Genomic DNA, 19,556 nt, shown 5'->3' with positions numbered 1-19,556 from the left:
TTGATTAAATGCCTGATAACACAATCGATGGAACGCCGGATGCGGTGAAAGTCGCATGTCCGGTGTGGAGTGGGGGAAAATCCGGCGATTACTTCAAAGGATTACCTATCACTATAGGCGGAAACGCTTTTGTACTGTGCCTTGATTGCCTATATCATTTTTGAGGCCCCCGCTGAGGATCGGAACATCAATACCCTGGTGGATATGATTTCCGGCATGGACGTGAAAGAGGATGACGAGTCCTATATGAACGCAGTGGACTATATGTTCAAGGGACTGGAAAAGCGCAAGCCGGATTGCTTTGCGGTCAAGCAGTACAAGAAGTACAAACTTGCCAGCGGCAAGACCGCGAAAAGCATTTTGATTTCCTGCGGCTCCCGGCTGGCCCCCTTTGACATCCCCCAGCTCCGGGAGATTATGAGCTATGACGAGCTGGAACTTGACCGCATCGGGGATCGGAAAACGGCGGTTTTCTTCACGATTTCCGACACAACCCCCACTTATAACTTCATTGTTGCCCTGGCCTTTTCGCAGATGTTCAATCTCCTGTGTGAACGGGCCGACAATGTTCACGGGGGCCGCCTGCCCCATCATGTGCGGGTGCTGTGGGACGAGGCGGCCAACACGGGCCAGGTGCCCTCACTGGAGAAGCTGGTGGCCGTCATCCGTTCCCGTGAGGTAAGCCTGTGCCTGTTCTACCAGCAGTACGCCCAATGCAAGGCCATATACAAGGACAACGCCGAAACGATCCTGGGAAACATGGACAGCGTGATTTTCCTGGGTGGGCGGGAAAGCTCCACCATCAAGGAAATTTCCGAGAACTGGCTGGGAAAGGCCACGATCTCCATGCAGACCGAGGGCCGCTCCCGTGGGCAGTCGGAAAGCTACAACCAGAACACCCAGCGGCTGGGCCGGGAGCTGATGACCCCCAGCGAGCTGGCTACCATGCCGGGCGATAAGTGCATTTTGCAGCTGCGGGGCCTGCCCCCGTTCTTCTCGTCCAAATACGATTTGAAGCAGCACCCGAACTACAAGTACACGGCTGAGGCCGATAAAAAGAAAAACGCCTTTTACCTTGATAAGCTCATTAACCGCCGCAGGCGGCCTGGGCTGAACGAGGCTTGTGAGGTGTACGAGGTAGACGTATCGGACACAGGGCCCGTAAGCAAGGACGAGGACATCCTCAACTACGATGATGTGGACGATCCGGATGCCTATGTATAAAGCACTTCTGGACAAAGTGTCCAGAGGCCGTAACCTGCCGCCTGTATGGGCGGCTTTTTTCATGGCCGGGGAAACCCCCGGAGAAATGGAGGCTATATGCAGTTCTTTTCTTCCGCTATTGATACTTTGCAGACCCTTGTTGTGGCTCTCGGCGCTGGCCTTGGCGTGTGGGGCGTTGTCAATCTCCTGGAGGGGTACGGCAGTGATAATCCCGGCTCCAAAAGCCAGGGCATGAAGCAGCTCATGGCGGGCGGCGGCATCATCCTGCTGGGCACCACCCTGATCCCTCTGCTGTCCGGCCTGTTTTAAGGTAGCGGCTTATGGATTTTCTCACCGACTGGCTCACGGACTGGCTCAAAGAGCTGCTGATTGGCGGGATCATGGGGAACCTGGAGGGGCTCTTTGATTACGTCAATACCCAAGTCGGAGAGATTGCGGTACAGGTGGGGACTACCCCGGCGGCGTGGAACGCCGGGGTATTTTCCCTCATCCGCCAGCTTTCCGAAACGGTGATCCTGCCGATTGCCGGGCTGGTGCTGACCTTTGTTGCCACCTATGAGCTCATTCAGATGCTTTTGGAAAAAAACAATATGCACGAGTTTGATGTGGCGAATATCTACAAATGGATATTCAAAACGGCTTGTGCTATCTTCATTCTCTCAAACACCTTTAATATTGTGATGGCCGTCTTTGACGTATCGCAGACGGTGATCGCCCAGGCGGGCGGTCTGATCCAGGGCTCCACGGACATCACGCCGGATATGATGACGGAGCTGGAAACCACCCTGGAGGGGATGGATTTAGGGCCGCTTTTGGGCCTGTGGCTCCAGTCCTCTATTATTGGCGTTACTATGTGGGCGCTGGGCATCGTCATTTTTGTGTTGGTGTATGGCAGAATGTTGGAAATCTATTTACTCACCAGTTTGGCTCCCATCCCTATGGCAACGATCTCCCACCGGGAGGTGGGACAGATCGGGCAGAACTATCTGCGCTCCCTCTTTGCCGTGGGCTTCCAGGGGCTACTCATTCTGGTGTGTGTTGCGATTTATGCGGTGCTGATCCAGGGAATTGCCACGGGCGGAGATCCCATTGGGGCGATTTGGGGCACCGTGGGCTATACAGTTTTGCTCTGCTTCATGCTGTTCAAAACCGGGACGATTGCGCGAAGTATCTTTAGCGCACATTGAGAAAGGGGTGTTATATGCCGAGAAGATATGGGCCCGACGGGTCGCGCCTGTGGAACGGGAAAGCGCCGGAGGACTTCAACCAGGCCGATGTTTACCGCTTTATGGCGGAAACGGAGGCCGTTTTGCAAAAGCGGGAATTGCTGGGCGGCAGGGATGACGCGAAGAAGATTGCCCAGCAGTTAGCCGAGGGGCGGGCGCAGGCCGCCCGTGAAAATGCCGTCCGGCCCGCCCCGGCAAAGGGCAAGGAGGCCAGGGATGACCGATAAGGGCACCTCTGGACAAAGTGTCCAGAAGTCCCCGGAGCTCCCGGAGGGCCTGTTCCTTATGGATGGCATCGAGGGCCTGCGCTCCCTGCCCCGTCATTCTGTGGATATGCTCTTGACCGATCCGCCCTACGGCACTACCCGGAACTTTTGGGATGTGCCCCTGCCGCTCCCGGAGCTGTGGGAGGCGGTCAAGTGGGCAGTCAAGCCGGACGGCGCGATCCTGTTTTTCGCGCAGTGCCCCTATGACAAGGTGCTGGGTGCATCCAACCTGTCCATGCTCCGCTATGAGTGGGTGTGGTACAAAAGCCGCTCTACTGGCTTTCTCAACGCCCGCCGCGCCCCGCTGAAAAAGACGGAGAACATCCTGGTATTCTATCAGAAGCTCCCTCTTTACAACCCGCAGTTTGAACAGGGCAAGCCCTATAAGCGGAGCCTGACGAACAACGGGGACAGCCCGAACTATGGAAAATTCGTCCGTACCACGGGCGGCTCGGAGGACGGCCTGCGCTTTCCGGGGAATGTGCTCACGTTCCCCACCGTCCAGCGCACCGTCCACCCTACGCAGAAGCCGGTGGCCCTGTGTGAGTATTTCATCAAGACCTATACCCGGCCCGGCGAACTGGTGGCGGACATCTGCGCGGGCTCCGGCACAACGGCGGTGGCCGCTCTCAATACGGGCCGCCGCTTCATCTGTTTTGAAACCGTCCCAGCCTACTATGCCGCCGCCAGTGAGCGCATCCGTGTGGCGGGCGCGGCGGTGGAGGCCGGGGAGAAAGGAGTGTAACTATCAGGAAATATTCTGTGATCTACGCCGATCCCCCCTGGCGGTATGCTCAAAAGGGCTTGCAGGGGGCAGCGGAAAAACACTACCCCACAATGGGGATTGACGAGTTATGCACGCTCCCGGTGGCTAATCTGGCGGCCCCGGACAGCGTGCTTTTTTTGTGGGCTACGTTCCCGCAGCTCCCGGAGGCCCTGCGGCTCATCAAGGCGTGGGGCTTCACTTACAAAAGCGTTGCTTTCGTCTGGCTGAAGAAAAACCGAAAGTCCGAGAGCTGGTTTTATGGCCTGGGCTTTTGGACGAGGGGCAACGCGGAGGTTTGCCTGCTGGCGACACGGGGGCACCCGAAACGGCAGGCGGCAAACGTCCATCAATTCATTATTGCCCCGATCCAGGAGCACAGCCGAAAGCCGGACGAGGCCCGTGATAAGATCGTGGCTCTCATGGGCGATGTGCCCAGAGTGGAGCTGTTTGCCCGGCAGTCCCCGCCCGGCTGGGATGTGTGGGGGAACGAGGTGGAAAGCACCGTCCCGGACTTCTGGACAAAGTGTCCAGAGGTGGGCGCGAAAGGAGGTTGATCCATGCCCTATGTGAATGTTCCCAACGACTTATCCAAAATCAAGACCAAACTGGCCTTTAACCTGACGAAACGCCAGCTTGTGTGCTTCGGGATCGCGGCGGCGGTGGGCATCCCGTCCTACCTGCTGGCCCGGAGCGCCATCGGCAACACCGGGGCCATGTTCCTGATGATGGGGGTGGCGCTCCCGGCGTTCCTGCTGGCGATGTATGAAAAAGACGGCCTCCCCTTTGAAAAGGTGGTGCGGAACGTCCTGCGGGCTAAGTTCCTGCGGCCTGGGGTGAGGCCCTACCAGACGGAAAATATCTATGCCCCGTTTACCCAGCGGGGCGCTGTGCGAAAGGAGGATGCGATTGCAGAAAGCAAAAAGCCCAAAGCGCGGCCCCGGAAAGGCCGCTAACCGGAAAGCTGTTTTGTCCGCCCAGCAGACCATCCCTTATCTGGTGATGCACCCGGACGGCGTGTGCCAGCTCCCCGGCGGGCTCTACACAAAGACGGTGGAATATGAGGACATCAACTACTCCGTGGCAAGCACCGAGGATCAGACGGCGATTTTCAGCGGGTGGAGCTCGTTCCTCAACTACTTCGACAGCTCCCTGCCGTTCCAGCTCTCCTTTATCAACCGCCGCTCCCGTTCCCGGAGCCGCTACAAGGTAAACATTCCCCCGGCCCAGGATGACTTTGACAGCATCCGGGCGGAGTTCACGGGGATGCTGAAAAACCAGATTGCCAAAAGCAACAACGGCATTGAGCGTTCAAAATATATCACCTTTGGCCTGCCCGCCGAGGGGATCGCGGAGGCCCGCCCCCGTCTGGAACGGGTGGAGGCCGATGTGACAGGCAACCTCAAACGGCTGGGCGTTCCCTCTGCTCCGATGGATGGGCAGGAACGGCTGGCGCTGCTCCATAGCCAGATGCACCCCGGCAGCCGGGAGCCGTTCCGCTTCTCCTGGCAGGACATTCCCCGGACGGGCATGGGGACAAAGGATTTTATCGCCCCGGACAGCTTCGACTTCCGGCAATCCCGGACGTTCCGGGTGGGCCAGTATTGGGGCGCTGCGTCCTATTTGCAGATTTTGGCGTCCGAGCTCTCTGACAAACTCCTGGCGGAAATTCTGGAGCTTGATGCGGAAATTACCGTTACCATGCACATTCAGACGGTGGATCAGCTCAAAGCCATTAAGACCATCAAGGGAAAGCTCTCCGACATCGGGAAAATGAAGGTGGAGGAACAGCGGAAAGCGGTGCGGGCCGGGTACGATCCCGACATCCTGCCCCCTGACCTGATTACATTCAGCAAGGACGCGGCGGAGCTCCTGGCCGATCTGCAGTCCCGCAACGAGCGGATGTTCCTCTTGACGTTTACGGTTATCAATATCGCCCCCACCCGCCAGCGGCTGGAAAACGATGTGTTCACGGTGGGCGGCATCGCGCAGAAATACAACTGCGCTTTGAAGCGGCTGGACTGGCAACAGGAGCAGGGCTTTGTGTCCTCTCTGGCCCTGGGATATAACGAGGTGGAGATCCAGCGGGGCATGACTACCAGCTCCACGGCGATCTTTATCCCATTTATGACCAGGGAGCTGCGGATGGCCGGGCCGTCCCTCTACTACGGCATGAACGCCCTTTCCCACAACGTCATCATGGCTGACCGCAAAAAGCTGAAATCGGCCAACGGACTGTATCTCGGCTCCACGGGCTCCGGCAAGAGCTTCGCCGCAAAGCGTGAGATCATCAACGTGTTTCTCGCTATCCCAAAAGACCGCATTATCATTGTCGATCCGATGGGGGAATATGCCCCGCTGGTGCGCAGGCTGGGCGGCCAGGTGGTGGAGATCGCCCCCGGCTCCCCCAGCCATATCAACCCGATGGACATCCAGCTTGATCTGGACGATGACGAAAGCCCGCTTTCCATGAAAGCGGATTTTTTGTTGTCCCTGTGCGAGCTGGTGGTGGGCGGCAAGGACGGTTTGCAACCCATCGAAAAAACCGTGATTGACCGCTGTGTGCGGCTCATTTACCGGGACATGGCCCTGGGCCTGGGGGACGGCAAACCGCCCTTGCTCCAGGACTTGTACGAGGAGCTTCTCAAACAGCCGGAGCCGGAGGCCCGCCGGGTGGCAACCGCCCTGGAGCTCTACTGTACGGGCTCCCTTAACCTGTTCAACCACCAGACCAACGTAAAATTAACGGCGCATATTGTCTGCATCGTCCTCAAAGGGCTGGGAGAAAACCTCCGCAAGATCGCCATGCACGTTACCAACGACTTTGTAACGTCGGCGGTCAATGTGAATTTCCACAACGGCGTTTCTACCTGGTGCTACTTTGACGAGTTCCACATCCTGCTCCGGGACGCGCTCACCGCCAGCTACTTTGTGGCCGTGTGGAAGATGCTCCGCAAAAAGGGCTGTGTCCCCTCGGCTTTAACGCAGAACGTCAAAGACCTTTTGGCCAGCCGGGAGATCGAGGCCATTCTGGACAACACCGACTTTATGATCCTGCTGTCCCAGGCCCAAAGTGACCGGGCGATTTTGGCGAAGCAGCTCGGCATTTCCGAGCATCAGCTTTCCTATATCACCCACTCCAATTCCGGCGAGGGCCTGCTGTTCTATGGCGATGTGACCATCCCCTTTGTGGATCGGTTCCCCCGTGGGGAGATCTATAACCTGCTGACTACGCGCCCGGAGGACTTGAAGAATGAAGCGAAAACCGAATAAACCCCAACAAGAGCCCAGGGAGCGTCCCGGCTCCTGGGAGAGCGCCGCCGATCCTGGCGGTGCCGCTGGGGGCGGCTCCCCAGGCGGTGCCGGGGTTGCGGACAGCGGCACTTCTGGACAAAGTGTCCAGAACATGGGGCACCCCGCAAAGTCGCAAGACTTTGTGGGGAGAGGAGGAGCAACGGAGCGGGCGGATTTTGGCGGCCATGCCGCCAAAGGAGCTCAAGCGAAGTTTGCGACGACGAAGTTCCGGCAGAAAAGCCAGCAGGAACAGGCCGCCGCTTCTAAGCTCCGCATGGAAAAGCGCGGGGAAAAGCTGGAGGCGGCCAAAGATAAGCTGGCAAAACAGAAGCCCCCGAAAAAGCCAGGCCCCATCCGACGGGTGGGCCGCGCCGCTGGCGGCACTGTTCACGGCTTTGTGCATGGGAAGATTTACGAGAACGAGCAGGAAAATGTGGGCATTGAGGGGGCTCACCGCTCCGAGCTGGTGGGTGAGTCCGCCCTGCGGCATGGCTCCCGGTTTGTGAAACGGAAAGTCCGGGAACACCCGGCAAAGGCCGTCCAGCGGGCCGAGTCCAAATATGTCAAGGCCACGGCGGACTATCACTTCCGCATGGCCGCCCAGGAACACCCGGAGATGTCCGGCAACCCGGTTTCCCGGATGTGGCGTAGGTACCGCTTGAAAAAGCAGTACCAGAAGCGGGCGCGGGAGGCGGTCAAGACCGGGGCGGCAGGCGCGGCGAAAAAGACAGCCGCCGCCACGGAAAAGGCCGGGGCAAAGGTGGTAGGCTTTGTGAAGCGGCATCCCGTGGGGGTGGTGCTGGCCCTGGCCTGTGTGCTCCTGCTCTTTATGATGCAGTCCTGTTCGTCCTCCCTGGTGACGCTTGGCAACGCCGGGGCTGGCGCAGTGGGCGCGACTACTTACCCATCCCAGGACGAGGAAATGCTGGCGGCGGAGGCGGCCTACTGCGGCATGGAGGCGGAGCTCCAGGACTACCTGGACAGCTACGAAAGCACCCATGACTATGACGAGTATCACTTCGACTTGGACAGCATTGAGCACGATCCCTATGTGCTGATCTCTATCCTGTCTGTGCTCCATGAGGGGGCATGGACGCTGGATCAGGTTGAGGGGACGCTGGAAACCCTCTTTGACCGCCAGTACATTCTCACCGAGGATGTGGTGGTTGAGGTGCGCTATCGGACGGAAAGCCGGACGGACAGCGAGGGCAACTCCTACGATGTGGAAGTCCCCTACAATTACTACATCTGCTATGTGACGCTGGAAAACCGCAACCTGTCCCATCTGCCCCTGGAAATGATGAACGAGGAACAGATGTCCCGGTACTCCCTCTATATGTCCACCCTGGGAAACCGGCCTGACCTGTTCCCGGAGTCGGCCTATGTGGGGAAATACGTTACCAACCCGCCCGCCGGATATGACGTGCCGGGGGAATATCTGGACGATGAAACCTTTGCAGCCATGCTCACCGAGGCGGAGAAATACCTGGGCTATCCCTATGTGTGGGGCGGGAGCTCCCCGGCTACGTCCTTTGATTGCTCCGGCTTCGTGTCCTGGGTGATCAATCACTCCGGCTGGAATGTGGGCCGCCTGGGGGCCCAGGGGCTCTATAACATCTGTACCCCTACCAGCAGTCCAAAGCCCGGCGATCTGGTGTTCTTTGTCGGCACCTATGACACGGCGGGCGTGTCCCACTGTGGCATCTATGTGGGGGACGGGATGATGATCCACTGTGGAGATCCCATCCAATACGCAAACTTAAATACAAGCTACTGGCAATCACATTTCTACGCCTACGGGCGTTTACCCTGACAAGGAGGTATCTATGGCGGTAAGCAAAAGCCAGAAAATCCAGGCCGAGATTGATAAGGTCAAGGCCAAAATCAGCGAACAGCAGGCCCGGCTCAAGGAGCTGGAAAAGAATAAGCAGGAGGCCGAAAACAGCGAGATCGTGGACATCGTGCGGGGCATGAGCATTTCCCTGGAGGAGCTCCCCCTGGTGCTCCAGCGGCTCCGGGACGGCACCTCTGGACAAAGTGTCCAGAAGTCCGAGGACGGCGGAAAGGAGGAAAATTGAAGATGAAACGCTTTCGGGTGATGGCGGCGGCGCTGTGTGCCGCCGTTCTTTTATGCGGATTTAGCGTCCCGGCCTATGCCTATGCGGACGGCGGCGAGGGCGCGGACTATGGCGATCCCACCATGACCGAGGAAACCCAGGCCCCGGAGCCGGAGCCCACCATTGAACCGGGCGAGGGCTTTTCGGAGGAGGGAAACCTTGTAACCCGCGATCTGCTCTATGACGAGCACACCAACAAGCAGTTTATTACGGTGCAGACCAGCGGCGGCAACACGTTCTATATCGTCATTGACTATGACAAGCCCGTGGACGAAGAGGGCGAACAGTACGAAACCTACTTTTTCAGCGTTGTGGATGAGGCCGATCTGCTGGCTGCGGCGGAGGCCGCTGGCGTGGAACAGGCGGTGTGCTCCTGCTCTGAAAAATGCGAGGCGGGGGCCGTCAATACGGATTGTGCCGTCTGCTCTGTCAATATGAGCAAGTGCGTGGGCGTTGAGCCGGAGCCGGAGCCCACGGAAACCGAGAAACCCGCCCCGGAGGAGGCCGAGCCGGAAACGGGCGGCAACATGGGGATGCTCCTGGCGGTGCTGGCGGTGGCCTTAGTGGGCGGCGGTGCGGCGTTCTATTTCAAGGTGCTGCGCCCCAAACAGCAGAAAGCCGCCGCGTCCCAGGAGGACTACGGCGACGAGCTCACGGACTATGACGAGCCGGACGGCTACGGGGACGAGGACGATGACGGCCCGCCCTGGAACGAGGAGGACGATGACGGAGAGGAGGCGGACAAATGAGGTTTACCAACAGCCCCTATGAAAAGATGATGCAGCAGAAGCCCCGCCCCCAGGCTCCGGCCCCGGCAAAGCCGCCCAGGGGCTCCCGGTGCTCCGGGTGTCCCTACTGGCGCGGGATCGGCTGCGTGTCCTGCTACCGGAAGCTTATGCGGGCCCCGGCTGGCGGGAGGTGACGGCTTGGCCCGTGAACTGACACGCGAGGAAAAACGGGCGATCCGCGCCCTGGTAACAAAATGGTGTGCCAACTATGACCGGGAGTGCGGCTGCCTGCCCCTGGACTGTGAGTGCTATATGCTGGGGAAATGCTGGACGGGGGCGCTGTGCCGCTACTTTCGGGAGGCGGTGCTGCCCCTCGATCCGGCACTGGAGGCCGCCCTCTTGACCGAGGGGCCCAGGCCGGATTTTAAGATTTGCCCTATCTGCGGCGGGCCTGTTGCCCCGGATCGGCGGCAGGCTTACTGCTCGGCGGCCTGTGCAAAGAAAGCCCACCGCCGCCAACAGCGGGAATATATGCGGAAAAAGCGAGGCTGGGGCGTTGACAATTAGGCCCCCAAAACCCGCTGATTACAAGGCTTTTCGGGGCCACTTTTGGGGTGGGCCGTATGTTTCTACGGCCTGCCCCTGTTTGGCCCGGATGCTGTCAACATTTTAGCGCGGGACTTCTGGACGCTTTGTCCAGAAGTGGCCCGTTCCCGGAAAGGAGGTACAATGGACAAAAATCAAGGCTATTCCATTCTGAAAGCCGTTATGCTGGAAAATGGCCGGGGCTTTGCCCTGGGGCATCATCCCACGGCCCCATCCCCCTATGTAACGTGGGCCTGCTACGATGACGAAAAGGGCCAACGGCAATATGAATGGGGGCACTATGGCAACGATCTGAACGCTATGGAAAAGGACTTTGCAGATCGGGTGCAGGACTACCAGCGGCTTTTCAAGGTCAAGGTTATACAGGTCGAGGCTCCCGGCCTTTACAAGTATTATTCCACCCAGCGCCCGGTGGACATCGGAACATTCCCCAAACCGCCCCACAATGCCCCGGATGAAATCGTCAACTACGATCAGCGCGTCCCGGTGGAGGGCGGCGCGTTCCTGGCCTGGGGCCATCTGACCTACACCAAACCGCTGACTGAAAAGCAAGCGGCGGACTATGAACTTCGGCCCGCCCCGGTTATTTCCGAGCTGCGCCGGGAAAGCGGCGGCAGGCCCCGCCCGATTGCCGAACAACTGAAAGCAGCCCAACGGGAAGCCCAGGAGCAGCGGGCCCCGGACGCACCCAAAAAGAAAGCCCCTGACCGGGGCGACAGATAGGAGGATGACTATGGACAAGAAGCATGAACAGGATTTTGCCGATCTGGAAGTGAAGCGGCTTTGCGGGGTGTTCGGTACGCCGCTCCCCGCGCTGCCCCCGGAGCGTGACAAGACGCTGGACAAGGTAAAGGAGCCGCCCCGCACCAGCCGGAGCCTGGAACGGGAGGAGCGGTGACAAAGAAACGCCGCCGCCCCATCCATCTTCATGTGATGGTGTCCGAGGAGGAGCTGGCGCTGATTCAGGAGCGCATGGCCGAGGCGGGCATCCGCAACATGGGGGCCTATATGCGGAAAATGGCCCTCAATGGCTATGTGCTCCATGTTGACCTGTCACCTGTCCAGGAGCTGGTGTCGCTCCAGCGGCGCTGCTCCAACAACTTAAACCAGGTGGCGATCCAGGCGAACACCTACGGCGGTATTTACCCGGAGGAGATCAAGGCGTTGCAGCGGGACTATGAAAAGCTGTGGCGGCCCCTGTCCGATCTTCTGGAAATGCTCTCCGACATTGTGCGGCTCTGACCTGCCGGGGAGCGGCCTTGCGCCGTTCCCCGGCTATCTCGACTTCTGGACACTTTGTCCAGAGGTGGGGATAGCCGAGGCATCCTTGTTGGCCCCCTCCCGCAGAGTTATAATATACATATAGAGGCAAATATCAAACTTTTGTAGGAGGTATGAACCATGCGGACGATCTTAAAAATTATTGCGTCTCCCTTTATTCTGACCCTGATCCTCGCCGTGGCGGTGCTCTCGTTCCTGTCCTGCGTGGCGGGCGCTGTGTGCGTTGTGGCGTGTGTGGGCCTGTCCCTGTTGGCGATCCTTTGCCTGCTGGCCGGGCAGACCACAGGCTGCATCGCCATGTTCGTGCTGGCGTTCCTGGTTTCTCCCTTTGGGCTCCCGGCCCTGGGCGGCTGGCTGGTGGAGCGCCTGTATGGTGTGAAGTATGCGGCGATGGATTTTATGGCAAGCTGATACTTCTGGACACTTTGTCCAGAAGTTCCGGGCGGCGGGTGGAACAGACCGCCGCCCGTTTTTTCTGCTGGGAAAGGAGGTGCGGCTATCGCTACAACCTACATCCGGCCCTACAAGGTAGCGGCTGGGAAAACGGCCATCCAGACAATGGAGGAGCGGTTTGCCTATGGGCTCAATCCGAAAAAGCTGGGGGCTGTGTCTGCCTATCTCTGTGATCCTGCATCCGCCCCCGCTGAGTTCCTACTGCTGAAAAGCCAGTACCAGGCGGAAACGGGCCGGGCCGTGGAGCGCGGGGCCCTGTTCTTTCAGATCCGGCAGGCGTTCCCGCCCGGCGAGGTCACGCCGGAGGAGGCAAACAAAATCGGCTATGAAACGGCCATGCGCTGGACAAAGGGCAAGTATCAGTTCTTTGTCTGTACCCACATTGACAAGGGCCACATTCACAATCACATTTATTACAACTCCACCGCCCAGGACTGTTCCCGGAAATTCCATAACTTCATCGGCTCCAGCTTTGCGGTGCGGCGGCTCTCTGACCGGGTGTGCATTGAGCACGAGCTGTCTGTCATTCAAAATCCAAAGCAGCACAGCAAGGGCCGCTTTCTTCACTATGGACAATGGATCGGAGAAAAGCCGCCCTCGGCCCAGCAGCGGGTGCGGCTGGGGATCGTAGCGGCTCTGGAGCAAAAGCCCACCGACTTCCCGGCGTTTCTGCGGCTCATGGAGGAGTCCGGCTTTCAAGTGAAGCATGGGCGGGGTGGCGCGATCTCGTTCCTGGCCCCTGGGCAGGATAAGTACACCCGTCTGCGGGCATCCACCCTGGGCCCCGGTTTTGATCCCGATGACATCCGGGCGGCGATTGCCGGGGAGCGGCCCATCCCGGAGCTTCCCCAGGACAGCCCGGCCCCGGCCCGGCGCGTCAATCTGATCATAGACATTCAAGAGCGCATGGCCCAGGGCAAGGGCCCGGCCTATGAGCGGTGGGCCAAAGTCTATAACATAAAGCAGATGGCCGCCGCGCTCCTGTATCTGCGGGAACACGATCTTATGGATTATGCGGCGCTGGCATCCAGCACCGAGGCGGCGGTGGATCGGGCTCACAAGCTGGCCGGGGAGCTGCGGGACACGGAGGCTGCCCTTTCCAAAACCTCCGAGCTCATGGGCGCGGTGGTGCAGTATGCAAAGACGCGGCCTGTGTTTGACGGTTACAAGGCAACCCGGTATTCTAAAAAGTATCTGGCCCAGCATGAGGCGGAGCTGGCAGACTACCGGGCGGCAAAGGCGGCCATGAGTGAGCTTTTGGGCGGGGCAAAGCTCCCCAAAATGGACACGCTGAAAAAGCAGCGCCGGGAGCTCTCCGAAAAGAAAAAGGCCCTTTATGCGGAATACCGCAAGGCCCAGGCGGATATGCGGCAGGCCGTGGCGGTCAAGGCGAATATCGATCACCTGCTCGGCCACGCGGACGAGCAAAAAAATAAGGCCCAGGAGCGTTAGCTCCGGGCCGCCGACAACAGGCGCTTGCGCCGGGACTTCTGGACAAAGTGTCCAGAAGTCCAGCGGGTTTGGGGAGCTCCCCAACAAGCATTTTCACGGGCCTGCGGCCTGTGAAAATTTCGGAGTGTGGCCACACCCGAATTGCTTGCCAAAATTGCAACGCCACACACTCTCTATATTCCATATATTTCCTTTTTTGTTTTTTGAAACTACGCACAGTTTTTATGTGATATTAGTGATGCGAGGCGATATAAAACAAATTCTGTCCTTATTGCAACAATCAACTTTATAAAGAATTTTCTTAAGCAACCGTGGTAGATGGAGGGATACTGAATGGAAGTAGAAAAAGAGTTGTGCGAATCGTGGCGCGTATGGATTGACGAGGAAAATCACATTGTATCATTTCATACTATGGAAAACGGACTACCGTTAGAAATTACAAGCCGTGAACAATATCTCAAATTTATCGATGAATATGCCCAAAATCGCTACCGCTTTCAGTAGCCATCAAAAGCAAAAATTTTTGAAACCTAGCATTAAAATGATGTGATATTATAAGCGAAAGCAGCTTTCAAAGACAGTTAGGAGCCTTTCTTATGAGAGAAGATGCCATATTGCATAAAATGCAAACTGGTGATCCATCTGGGCTAGAATCGCTTATGGATATTTACATACCTTATGTGTCTACTGTGGTATGGAATATTCTTCGCGGTGCTATGTCCCAGGAGGACGGAGAGGAGGTCGTATCAGATGTATTTCTGGCTGCATGGCAGCAATCATCCGAATTGAAACCGGGTTTTGTAAAAGGATGGCTTGCTGCCGTTGCGAGAAATAAAGCAAAAAACAAGTTGCGGAAGATGGGAAAGACTCTTCCGCTAGAAGATGATTTTCTTGATATTCCCGGCCCCAATGATCCGCTGAATGATGTTGAGCAGGCCGAGGAGCAACAGCTCGTTCGTAAAGCAATCCAATCGTTGCCGGAACAAGATCAAGAGATTTTTTTACGATATTATTACTACGCTCAAACGATTCAAGAGATCTCCCTTAGCATGGCAATCAATGAATCAACCATCAAAACCAGGCTAAGAAGAGGTCGCGCAAAACTAAAAGAAATACTGACGAGGAAGGGATTTGTTAATGAAGCGTAATATTTCCGATTTGCTGGATTCATACCCGGTAGAGGGTTTGGATTTGGGCATTACTACTCCTTACTCCTCGTCACGGATTAAGGAGTTAACTATGAATAAAGTATCAATGAATAAACCGCGGAAACACATCCGTCCACTTCGTTTTTTGGCGGTTGCAGCAATCATTTCTACACTTACTGTTTCTGCATTGGCAGTTGGTCATGTACTCGGTGCGGGAGCGCTGCTTCAAAATTTCTTTGCTGAAAAGAATGGCTCTCTTTCGGATGGCCAGATTCAGGTCATTGACCAGATGGGAAAGACTTTTGAGAATGGTGTAACCAGCAACGGCACAACCATTACACCTATTGCAGCTCTGGCCGACGAAAACGTTTACTATCTCCGTCTCCAGATCAAGGCACCGGAAGATATGATTCTACCCGATTATGATAGCAAGACAGATGGATGCTACCAGCTTTTTGGGCCTGGTGAAGCATTGGAGCTTACCTTTGAGGATGGTGCCTATTCCGATAGTGGTTACATCCTCAAATGTGATTGGCTCCCTGATGAAAATCCCCAGGATAATTTGAAAGAAGTTGTTATCTGGATTGGAGCTCAAACCGGAACCGATGTCCGTTTCAATGACGAGGTGTCCAAGCAGCTTACCCTTCATGGACTATGGCTTCAGACTCCCGAAAAGGAATATACTCAAATTCTGAGTGGAGAGTTTTCCTTCGACATTACCCTTTATAATGATACCGAGATACTCTCGCTGGATACGGCTGGCCTGACCTGGACGGATGAAGAATATGGATATACCAGTACGCTGGAGAACCTGACTCTTTCGCCTTTGAGCCTTACTTTCAGTTACTCCGCTACAGAACCTAACAACAACCGCATTGTTCCGTATGTCGGTCCCTTGGAAGTTGTCTTAAAGGACGGCTCCACAGTAGCTATTAGTGAGACTGCGGGTATGGAAGGCATGGAGTATTATGTGTTCGCCGCTCCGTTGGATCTGTCTCAGGTAGACTATGTGAAATACGGAAATCATCAAATCTCGATCGAAGCCAACTGACCTTTTGAGGGTATGTATATTTCGTCTGATAGATCCCGCCGATTAACGCAGAGACACGACGGAATAGAACCAGTAAAAAACGATCATCAAGGCTCACTGTGGGTTTGCTGCCCAATCTGTGGTGGAAAGACACGAACAAAAATATTTGCAGATACTGTCCTTGTGAAATTCCCCCTTTACTGCCCTAAATGTAAAAAGGAAATCAGGGTAGATGTCGTACAACTGAAAATGGTAGTAAGCAAAGAGCCTGACACTTAGGCATGAAGAGCCTGCTTCCCCAATATAAGGGACGCAGGCTCTCTTTTTTATGATTAGCCAACCGTAGCAGCTGTTTTTGATCTCAATACAGACAGAATAGACTCTATCGCAGGTGCTAAAGCCTCTGCTTCTTCTTCGCTACATTCTTCTATCAAGAAGCGCAACCGGCGAATTGCTGGACTTTCACGACGCATTTCTGGATAGAAAATCTCTCTAGAGTCCATTTTCAACACACGTACAAGAGGGAAGAGCACTTCCATTTTAGGATTGCCTTTATAGTTCTCTATGTTCAGTACTGTACGCACATCAATATCTGCCGCTTCTGCAACTTGATTCTGGGTGAAACCAAGTTCAGCTCGCGCACGCTTTACTGCGTCGCCTAAAGGCCTAGAATAAGATTGCATTGTAATTCACCTCAAAAATATTTTACAATACACTCTTTTCTGACTAAATTCATCACAGTGCGCCTTTTTTAGGTATTACAATTCATTTGTTTGGTGAAGGGAGGTTTCGATGAATCCCAGGCCACTTTGGTTTTCTGAGTTGTCGAATGTGAATTTCAATGTTGCATAGAAGTTCGGTACGGAAAACAAAGTGTACTGCGATTCATATCAAGAAAAAAGAAACGAGTTGAGTTTCGATGCCGCTCTCCACCTTCCCCCGTTCAGATCGCCATTCACCCCCTAACCATCTGAACGGAGGAATTACAAATGACGACCATCAATCTGAAAGACTTTTACCCGTGGTACACCCACGATGAATATACAGAAGTTTCTGACGAAGTGGCCGAGGAGCTCATGGCCAGCAGGCGGCGCGAAGCCGCCCATATGGAACGGGCGCGCTACAACAAGGCTTATTATTCCCTGGATTGTGACGATGGGATCGAATTTTCCGCCTGCCTGCACGAGCCCAGCCCCCAGGAACTCATGGATCGCAAGGAGTTGTTCTTTCGTCTGTGGAACGCCCTCAATTCTCTGCCGGAGATCCAGGGGCGCCGCGTGGACGCCTATTTGATTCTGGGCAAAAGCTACCGTCAGATCGCCCGCGAAGAGGGCGTAGACAAAAGCGCCGTCCGGCACTCGGTGGAGAGCGGTATCAAACAGATGAAAAAATATTTGCAGGAAAATTTCTAATTGCCATCTCCATTTGGCCCCTTTTTTCTGGTGGTATATGAGAGGAGGTTCCTCTCCGCAAATGGACACCGGGGCCCCGATATAGCGTGGGGAGCTTAGCGGCGGGTGTCTGACACCAGCGCCGCAAGTGGGACAGGCCATCCCACGGCCACGATCCGCCGGGTCAGGCTGGCCACCTGACCGTCCGGGCCGCCGCCCCTTTGCGCGGGGCCGTTGCGCCGAGTATTGTTGTCTAACGACAGGCCAAGGAAATGAGCGCGGCGGCCCTATCTTTAGACCTATGGACACTTTGTCCAGAAGTGAGGCAAGGAACAGGGCCAGCATCGGAAACGGTGCTGGCCCTGTTCCTTGCCCTACGGGACAACAGGGAGTTTGTTTATGTCAGTCCGTCCATGAGAGAGGAGGCCGTATATGCCAAAAGCAAATGCCGTTTTTGCCATTGATGGGTTTGAAATATCCGCCACCTTTGCAGAGTCACAAAACACAGCGGCCATCGGGCAGGTCAAGCAGATTTTGCTTTCGTCCTTTGTGGCACAGACCTCATCCCCCCGGCCTGGAGTCATCCTTGTCAAGCCCTCGGAACAGAGGGATAATAATGGTGGGGGTAGTCCCTATGCACCTTGACAAGTTCAAAAATCCTGCGTACAAAAAGCCTCTTTTCACCTGCCTAAATGACATTTGAAAGGATGGCTTATACATGGAAAATCAAATGATAACTGGCACTCGCGTTGATTGTTTATACCGGGTGTCTACCGATAAGCAGGTGGATCACAACGATAAAAACCAGGCCGACATTCCCATGCAGCGGAAAGCCTGCCACGCCTTTTGTGAGAAAATGGGCTGGACAATTGTTCACGAGGAACAGGAGGACGGCGTTTCCGGTCACAAGGTACGGGCGGAAAACCGGGACAAGCTGCAAATCATCAAGGAACGGGCTCGGCAGGGCAAGTTTGATATTCTGCTGGTGTTCATGTTTGACCGCATCGGGCGGATCGCGGATGAAACGCCCTTTGTGGTGGAATGGTTCGTCAAGAACGGCGTCCGGGTCTGGAGCACCCAGGAGGGCGAGCAGCGGTTTGACAACCACACCGACAAACTCACCAACTACATCCGGTTCTGGCAAGCGGACGGTGAAAGCGAAAAAACCTCCATACGTACCAAAACTGCCCTGGGGCAGCTTGTGGAGGATGGAGGCTTTAAGGGCGGCGTCGCCCCCTATGGCTATGACCTTGTGAAAAGCGGGCGCGTGAATAAGCGCAAGCATGAGGTCTACGAGCTGGCTCTCAATGAAACCGAGGCCGCCGTTGTCCGCATTGCCTTTGACAAGTATGTGCATGAGGGCTATGGGGCCCAGCGAATCGCCACCTACCTGAATAACCAGGGCTACCGGGCCCGGAGCGGCAAGATGTGGCACCACGCCACCATCCGGGGCATCCTCTGCAACCTAACCTATACCGGCGTACTCCGCAGCGGGGAAAGCCGCTCCCCGGTGCTGCCCCACCTGCAAATCATTTCGCCGGAGCTGTTTGAAGCGGCCCAGCGGATTCGCACCAACCGGGCCAATGAAACGGAGCGCACCGTTCCCCGCAACATTGCGGGCCAGTCGCTCCTGTCTGGGAATGTGTACTGCGGCCATTGTGGGGCCCGGCTCAACCTCACCACCAGCGGCAAGGCCTATCCCTGTAAAGAAGATCCCCACCGGGTCATCAAGCGGGTGCGGTACATCTGCTATGGCAAAACCCGCAAGCAGACCGACTGCGACGGGCAGACGGGCTACACGGCACATATCCTGGACGGGATAATTGATAAGCTGGTGCGGCAAATCTTCGAGCGCATGAAAACAATCCCGAAAAGTGAGATCGTCAACGCCCGCTACCGGGAAAAGATGGAGGAACGAAAAAATCTGCTCCGCTCCGTCCGGGCCGATTACACCAAGGCAGCCGATGAACTGGATATGCTCAAAGCGGAAGTCATCAAGGCCCTGCGAGGGGAAAGCGCCTTTTCCAAAGACCTGTTGGGCTCTATGGTGTCTGAGGCCGAGGCCAAATGCACCGAACTACAAAAGCAGTTTGAGGACGCACAGGCTGCCTATGAGGAAGGGCAAGCCGTTCTGCACTCCCTGGAGGAGCAGTACGATAATGTAATCTCCTGGGCGGATCTATATGACACGGCCAGCCTGGAGGCAAAGAAAATGATCGTCAACTGCCTGATCCGTCGGGTGGAGGTCTATCGGGACTACAAGTTGCACATTGATTTCAACATTGACTTTGCACAGTTCAGCCTGGGGCTGGACATTGTGGAAATCGCCGCATAAAAACAAAAGCCCATTCCCGGCAGGGAATAGGCAAAAGAAAAAACTTGCCTTGAAGTAAGACAAGTTATCTAAGAATACCCAGCGCATCCTATGGTGGAGATAAGCGGGATCGAACCGCTGACCTCTTGAATGCCATTCAAGCGCTCTCCCAGCTGAGCTATACCCCCATATAAGAGGATGCGCTGGGTATTTCTTATTCAGTTTTGTGTGGGGTGCTGGTACACGATTGTATCGGGCTCCCA

At 56.0% G+C, this 19,556-nt stretch carries 25 protein-coding genes, 1 tRNA gene and 1 pseudogene; 25 read left to right on the top strand and 2 right to left on the bottom strand.

Translation table 11 applies throughout. The features are described 5' to 3' along the window. Positions 1 to 117: 117 nt before the first annotated feature. From ACEVJL_RS11410 to ACEVJL_RS11305, 22 genes and pseudogenes are all read left to right on the top strand, one after another. A pseudogene (locus ACEVJL_RS11410) lies at positions 118 to 1,224 on the top strand (VirD4-like conjugal transfer protein, CD1115 family); the annotation flags it as partial. 96 nt (positions 1,225 to 1,320) lie between these two features. Further along, complete coding sequence (locus ACEVJL_RS11405; RefSeq protein WP_002578752.1) at positions 1,321 to 1,533, top strand: Maff2 family protein; 213 nt, start codon at positions 1,321 to 1,323, stop codon at positions 1,531 to 1,533. A gap of 11 nt (positions 1,534 to 1,544) precedes the next feature. Then, the gene (locus tag ACEVJL_RS11400; protein WP_058966413.1) at positions 1,545 to 2,411 is read left to right on the top strand and encodes a VirB6/TrbL-like conjugal transfer protein, CD1112 family; all 867 of its coding nucleotides are present in this window, start codon (positions 1,545 to 1,547) and stop codon (positions 2,409 to 2,411) included. Positions 2,412 to 2,425: 14 nt separating this feature from the next. Further along, positions 2,426 to 2,677, top strand: a complete 252-nt coding sequence (locus tag ACEVJL_RS11395) for a hypothetical protein (protein ID WP_087271436.1) — start codon at positions 2,426 to 2,428, stop codon at positions 2,675 to 2,677. Next, complete coding sequence (locus tag ACEVJL_RS11390; RefSeq protein WP_374737937.1) at positions 2,667 to 3,461, top strand: DNA-methyltransferase; 795 nt, start codon at positions 2,667 to 2,669, stop codon at positions 3,459 to 3,461. The genes ACEVJL_RS11395 and ACEVJL_RS11390 overlap by 11 nt, the downstream gene beginning before the upstream one ends. 17 nt (positions 3,462 to 3,478) lie before the next feature. After that, complete coding sequence (locus ACEVJL_RS11385) at positions 3,479 to 4,036, top strand: MT-A70 family methyltransferase (protein ID WP_425475193.1); 558 nt, start codon at positions 3,479 to 3,481, stop codon at positions 4,034 to 4,036. 3 nt (positions 4,037 to 4,039) lie between these two features. Then, positions 4,040 to 4,435 carry a PrgI family protein gene (locus ACEVJL_RS11380; protein WP_087232295.1) on the top strand — a complete coding sequence of 132 codons (396 nt, stop codon included), beginning with the start codon at positions 4,040 to 4,042 and terminating at the stop codon, positions 4,433 to 4,435. After that, a complete protein-coding gene (locus tag ACEVJL_RS11375; protein WP_374737935.1) occupies positions 4,383 to 6,752 on the top strand; it encodes a VirB4-like conjugal transfer ATPase, CD1110 family in 2,370 nt (789 codons plus the stop codon). The genes ACEVJL_RS11380 and ACEVJL_RS11375 overlap by 53 nt, the downstream gene beginning before the upstream one ends. Next, entirely contained in the window at positions 6,733 to 8,586 is a 1,854-nt protein-coding gene (locus tag ACEVJL_RS11370) for a C40 family peptidase (protein ID WP_374737933.1), read from the top strand. Before ACEVJL_RS11375 ends, ACEVJL_RS11370 begins: the two co-directional genes overlap by 20 nt. A 13-nt stretch (positions 8,587 to 8,599) precedes the next feature. Continuing rightward, a complete protein-coding gene (locus ACEVJL_RS11365; RefSeq protein ID WP_087232213.1) occupies positions 8,600 to 8,851 on the top strand; it encodes a DUF4315 family protein in 252 nt (83 codons plus the stop codon). Positions 8,852 to 8,853: 2 nt separating this feature from the next. Beyond that, on the top strand, positions 8,854 to 9,639 hold the full coding sequence (locus tag ACEVJL_RS11360; protein ID WP_374737930.1) for a DUF4366 domain-containing protein: 786 nt from the start codon (positions 8,854 to 8,856) through the stop codon (positions 9,637 to 9,639). Further along, on the top strand, positions 9,636 to 9,812 hold the full coding sequence (locus ACEVJL_RS11355; protein WP_164475029.1) for a hypothetical protein: 177 nt from the start codon (positions 9,636 to 9,638) through the stop codon (positions 9,810 to 9,812). Before ACEVJL_RS11360 ends, ACEVJL_RS11355 begins: the two co-directional genes overlap by 4 nt. A gap of 4 nt (positions 9,813 to 9,816) precedes the next feature. Continuing rightward, positions 9,817 to 10,185, top strand: coding sequence for a cysteine-rich VLP domain-containing protein (locus ACEVJL_RS11350; RefSeq protein ID WP_006575040.1), 369 nt, complete (start codon positions 9,817 to 9,819; stop codon positions 10,183 to 10,185). 162 nt (positions 10,186 to 10,347) lie between these two features. Then, on the top strand, positions 10,348 to 10,947 hold the full coding sequence (locus ACEVJL_RS11345; protein WP_087271454.1) for a defense against restriction DarA-related protein: 600 nt from the start codon (positions 10,348 to 10,350) through the stop codon (positions 10,945 to 10,947). A 10-nt stretch (positions 10,948 to 10,957) separates the two neighbouring features. Then, entirely contained in the window at positions 10,958 to 11,122 is a 165-nt protein-coding gene (locus ACEVJL_RS11340; RefSeq protein WP_164475030.1) for a hypothetical protein, read from the top strand. Further along, a complete protein-coding gene (locus ACEVJL_RS11335) occupies positions 11,119 to 11,466 on the top strand; it encodes a plasmid mobilization protein (protein ID WP_087271456.1) in 348 nt (115 codons plus the stop codon). Before ACEVJL_RS11340 ends, ACEVJL_RS11335 begins: the two co-directional genes overlap by 4 nt. 159 nt (positions 11,467 to 11,625) lie before the next feature. Next, entirely contained in the window at positions 11,626 to 11,916 is a 291-nt protein-coding gene (locus ACEVJL_RS11330; RefSeq protein ID WP_374737926.1) for a CD1845 family protein, read from the top strand. Between the two features lie 147 nt (positions 11,917 to 12,063). Next, entirely contained in the window at positions 12,064 to 13,410 is a 1,347-nt protein-coding gene (locus ACEVJL_RS11325; RefSeq protein ID WP_374737924.1) for a relaxase/mobilization nuclease domain-containing protein, read from the top strand. A 333-nt stretch (positions 13,411 to 13,743) separates the two neighbouring features. Continuing rightward, positions 13,744 to 13,914: a hypothetical protein gene (locus tag ACEVJL_RS11320; RefSeq protein ID WP_164475031.1), complete on the top strand. Its 171-nt coding sequence runs from the start codon at positions 13,744 to 13,746 to the stop codon at positions 13,912 to 13,914. Positions 13,915 to 14,006: 92 nt separating this feature from the next. Then, a complete protein-coding gene (locus ACEVJL_RS11315) occupies positions 14,007 to 14,558 on the top strand; it encodes an RNA polymerase sigma factor (RefSeq protein WP_050618675.1) in 552 nt (183 codons plus the stop codon). Further along, positions 14,548 to 15,609 carry a DUF4179 domain-containing protein gene (locus ACEVJL_RS11310; RefSeq protein ID WP_087271465.1) on the top strand — a complete coding sequence of 354 codons (1,062 nt, stop codon included), beginning with the start codon at positions 14,548 to 14,550 and terminating at the stop codon, positions 15,607 to 15,609. Before ACEVJL_RS11315 ends, ACEVJL_RS11310 begins: the two co-directional genes overlap by 11 nt. A gap of 12 nt (positions 15,610 to 15,621) precedes the next feature. Beyond that, positions 15,622 to 15,867: a cysteine-rich KTR domain-containing protein gene (locus ACEVJL_RS11305; RefSeq protein WP_087271468.1), complete on the top strand. Its 246-nt coding sequence runs from the start codon at positions 15,622 to 15,624 to the stop codon at positions 15,865 to 15,867. Between the two features lie 53 nt (positions 15,868 to 15,920). Here ACEVJL_RS11305 and ACEVJL_RS11300 read toward each other — a convergent pair whose 3' ends face one another. Next, complete coding sequence (locus ACEVJL_RS11300; protein ID WP_087271471.1) at positions 15,921 to 16,271, bottom strand: helix-turn-helix transcriptional regulator; 351 nt, start codon at positions 16,269 to 16,271, stop codon at positions 15,921 to 15,923. 306 nt (positions 16,272 to 16,577) lie between these two features. Between ACEVJL_RS11300 and ACEVJL_RS11295 the strand changes: the two genes are divergently transcribed. The 3 genes from ACEVJL_RS11295 to ACEVJL_RS11285 all read left to right on the top strand — a co-directional run bounded on the left by ACEVJL_RS11295 (position 16,578) and on the right by ACEVJL_RS11285 (position 19,314). Continuing rightward, complete coding sequence (locus tag ACEVJL_RS11295) at positions 16,578 to 17,000, top strand: sigma-70 RNA polymerase sigma factor region 4 domain-containing protein (RefSeq protein WP_087271474.1); 423 nt, start codon at positions 16,578 to 16,580, stop codon at positions 16,998 to 17,000. A gap of 411 nt (positions 17,001 to 17,411) precedes the next feature. Then, a complete protein-coding gene (locus ACEVJL_RS11290) occupies positions 17,412 to 17,624 on the top strand; it encodes a hypothetical protein (protein WP_050618672.1) in 213 nt (70 codons plus the stop codon). Between the two features lie 73 nt (positions 17,625 to 17,697). After that, positions 17,698 to 19,314 (top strand): recombinase family protein, encoded by a 1,617-nt coding sequence (locus tag ACEVJL_RS11285; RefSeq protein WP_087271477.1) that lies wholly within the window; start codon positions 17,698 to 17,700, stop codon positions 19,312 to 19,314. Between the two features lie 91 nt (positions 19,315 to 19,405). Here the strand turns inward: ACEVJL_RS11285 and ACEVJL_RS11280 are convergent. After that, a tRNA-Ala gene (locus ACEVJL_RS11280) sits at positions 19,406 to 19,481 on the bottom strand. Positions 19,482 to 19,556: the final 75 nt, after the last annotated feature.

The organism is Flintibacter porci, from assembly GCF_041925195.1.
Classification (GTDB): Bacteria; Bacillota; Clostridia; order Oscillospirales; family Oscillospiraceae; genus Lawsonibacter; species Lawsonibacter porci.
This window is presented reverse-complemented; position numbering and strand designations above follow the sequence as displayed.

Excerpts from the sequence above, each read along its gene's own strand:
- ACEVJL_RS11345 (WP_087271454.1), top strand. The coding sequence starts at position 10,348 with ATGGACAAAAATCAAGGCTATTCCATTCTGAAAGCCGTTATGCTGGAA.
- ACEVJL_RS11320 (WP_164475031.1), top strand. The coding sequence starts at position 13,744 with ATGGAAGTAGAAAAAGAGTTGTGCGAATCGTGGCGCGTATGGATTGAC.
- ACEVJL_RS11405 (WP_002578752.1), top strand. The coding sequence starts at position 1,321 with ATGCAGTTCTTTTCTTCCGCTATTGATACTTTGCAGACCCTTGTTGTG.
- ACEVJL_RS11400 (WP_058966413.1), top strand. The coding sequence starts at position 1,545 with ATGGATTTTCTCACCGACTGGCTCACGGACTGGCTCAAAGAGCTGCTG.
- ACEVJL_RS11325 (WP_374737924.1), top strand. The coding sequence starts at position 12,064 with ATGGAGGAGCGGTTTGCCTATGGGCTCAATCCGAAAAAGCTGGGGGCT.
- ACEVJL_RS11305 (WP_087271468.1), top strand. The coding sequence starts at position 15,622 with ATGTATATTTCGTCTGATAGATCCCGCCGATTAACGCAGAGACACGAC.
- ACEVJL_RS11360 (WP_374737930.1), top strand. The coding sequence starts at position 8,854 with ATGAAACGCTTTCGGGTGATGGCGGCGGCGCTGTGTGCCGCCGTTCTT.
- ACEVJL_RS11380 (WP_087232295.1), top strand. The coding sequence starts at position 4,040 with ATGCCCTATGTGAATGTTCCCAACGACTTATCCAAAATCAAGACCAAA.
- ACEVJL_RS11315 (WP_050618675.1), top strand. The coding sequence starts at position 14,007 with ATGAGAGAAGATGCCATATTGCATAAAATGCAAACTGGTGATCCATCT.
- ACEVJL_RS11370 (WP_374737933.1), top strand. The coding sequence starts at position 6,733 with ATGAAGCGAAAACCGAATAAACCCCAACAAGAGCCCAGGGAGCGTCCC.
- ACEVJL_RS11365 (WP_087232213.1), top strand. The coding sequence starts at position 8,600 with ATGGCGGTAAGCAAAAGCCAGAAAATCCAGGCCGAGATTGATAAGGTC.
- ACEVJL_RS11390 (WP_374737937.1), top strand. The coding sequence starts at position 2,667 with ATGACCGATAAGGGCACCTCTGGACAAAGTGTCCAGAAGTCCCCGGAG.
- ACEVJL_RS11395 (WP_087271436.1), top strand. The coding sequence starts at position 2,426 with ATGCCGAGAAGATATGGGCCCGACGGGTCGCGCCTGTGGAACGGGAAA.
- ACEVJL_RS11285 (WP_087271477.1), top strand. The coding sequence starts at position 17,698 with ATGGAAAATCAAATGATAACTGGCACTCGCGTTGATTGTTTATACCGG.
- ACEVJL_RS11300 (WP_087271471.1), bottom strand. The coding sequence starts at position 16,271 with ATGCAATCTTATTCTAGGCCTTTAGGCGACGCAGTAAAGCGTGCGCGA.
- ACEVJL_RS11310 (WP_087271465.1), top strand. The coding sequence starts at position 14,548 with ATGAAGCGTAATATTTCCGATTTGCTGGATTCATACCCGGTAGAGGGT.
- ACEVJL_RS11295 (WP_087271474.1), top strand. The coding sequence starts at position 16,578 with ATGACGACCATCAATCTGAAAGACTTTTACCCGTGGTACACCCACGAT.
- ACEVJL_RS11290 (WP_050618672.1), top strand. The coding sequence starts at position 17,412 with ATGCCAAAAGCAAATGCCGTTTTTGCCATTGATGGGTTTGAAATATCC.
- ACEVJL_RS11375 (WP_374737935.1), top strand. The coding sequence starts at position 4,383 with ATGCGATTGCAGAAAGCAAAAAGCCCAAAGCGCGGCCCCGGAAAGGCC.
- ACEVJL_RS11355 (WP_164475029.1), top strand. The coding sequence starts at position 9,636 with ATGAGGTTTACCAACAGCCCCTATGAAAAGATGATGCAGCAGAAGCCC.
- ACEVJL_RS11330 (WP_374737926.1), top strand. The coding sequence starts at position 11,626 with ATGCGGACGATCTTAAAAATTATTGCGTCTCCCTTTATTCTGACCCTG.
- ACEVJL_RS11340 (WP_164475030.1), top strand. The coding sequence starts at position 10,958 with ATGGACAAGAAGCATGAACAGGATTTTGCCGATCTGGAAGTGAAGCGG.